At 34.7% G+C, this 1236-nt stretch carries 1 protein-coding gene and 1 pseudogene; both read right to left on the bottom strand.

What is annotated here, in order from left to right:
* A pseudogene (locus BHE89_RS26300) lies at positions 1-297 on the bottom strand (MFS transporter); the annotation flags it as partial.
* A 115-nt stretch (positions 298-412) separates the two neighbouring features.
* Positions 413-979 carry an MFS transporter gene (locus BHE89_RS26295; RefSeq protein WP_286146264.1) on the bottom strand — a complete coding sequence of 189 codons (567 nt, stop codon included), beginning with the start codon at positions 977-979 and terminating at the stop codon, positions 413-415.
* Positions 980-1236: the final 257 nt, after the last annotated feature.

Here is a 1236-nt window from a genome sequence, read left to right as displayed (position 1 = left end):
TAAATAGGTATTGGATAATAAATGTGTCGAACTAATCAAATTTAGATTCCATGAAATGCCGATAAGAACAAAACTGATGAAATAGTGATAGACACTTATTCCCGTTAAATTAATGGTGAGAGCGATGATGAGCAATATGATTGCAATGAAAAAGAACGTCTTTACTCCAAATCGGTGGATGAGTTGACCTGTAATAAAAGAGGGGGCAAACATCCCTAAAATATGACACTGAAATACAAAAGCAATAGTGGCAAATTCAAACCCATTTTGCTTCATTGATAACGGGATTGCCGCCATGATATAAACTAAAATACCATAACCGCACGCACTGACTATTGTGACCAAAAATAACAATGGTTGGCGATAAAGTTGACAGTAACTTCTGGTTTTTTCCCTATGTATTGTTGTGTCTTTAACCACTTTTTTTTAATGGAATTTTCCACAATAGAATAAATGCCGAAATATAAATAACCGCGAGGGAAAGAAAAGGGCCTATAAAAGGATAATCAGTAAAAAACTGACGAGAGGCAATGGCTAAGGTTGGTCCAATAATGGCCGCAATAATGCCACCACTCATGACCAATCCAATTGCTTTTGCATGCAGATTAGCTGGCGTTTCTTCAATGGCAGCAAATCGATATTGTTGTGCTGTACCAATAGCTACACCCGTAAATAATGTTCCTACCGAAAATAAAATTAAGTTCTGATAATATATTCCGGCAATAGCAAATAAAGCCCCCACTAAACCCGCAATATTACCAATTATAAAGCCAGCCTTCCGTGAATATTTCATCATAAAGTAGGCCATAGGAATAGTGGCTGAAATAATGCCAATATATTGGCTTAATAACGGAACTGTTGAATAAATAGGATCTTTAGCAAGTTGTTCACCAACGATAACGGCGACAGAAAGAACCAATGCGTTGCCTGTAATAAAAAGCGCTAAAGAAAATGCCAACCACCAAACTGATTTAGGCATAAAAAAGTCTCCATTGATACAAATAAAGAAAGAATTTGCATCATACAACTTGAAGTTGACTTCAAGTCAATGGGCGTTTTTTTTATTAGGCTTATTTTTAATTTATTGTTTTAACTGTTAAAAATAGATTTTAGGTAGTTACTTAAGCTGTCTTTTTCTTATTTTTTTTCTAAAACTTAATGCGAGATCATCTTGAAAATGCTTGCACTGAAAGTGATTTTTTTTCAGGGGCAAAATAAAATATGCTCTAATTCCAT

Origin of the sequence: Shigella sp. FC1967, from assembly GCF_001743005.1 — a bacterium.
Lineage (GTDB): Bacteria > Pseudomonadota > Gammaproteobacteria > Enterobacterales > Enterobacteriaceae > Proteus.
The sequence above is the reverse complement of the archived record's forward strand: the minus strand, read 5'-3'. Positions and strand labels throughout refer to the sequence as shown.

Coding starts and splice junctions, on each gene's coding strand:
- BHE89_RS26295 (WP_286146264.1), bottom strand. CDS start 979: ATGCCTAAATCAGTTTGGTGGTTGGCATTTTCTTTAGCGCTTTTTATT.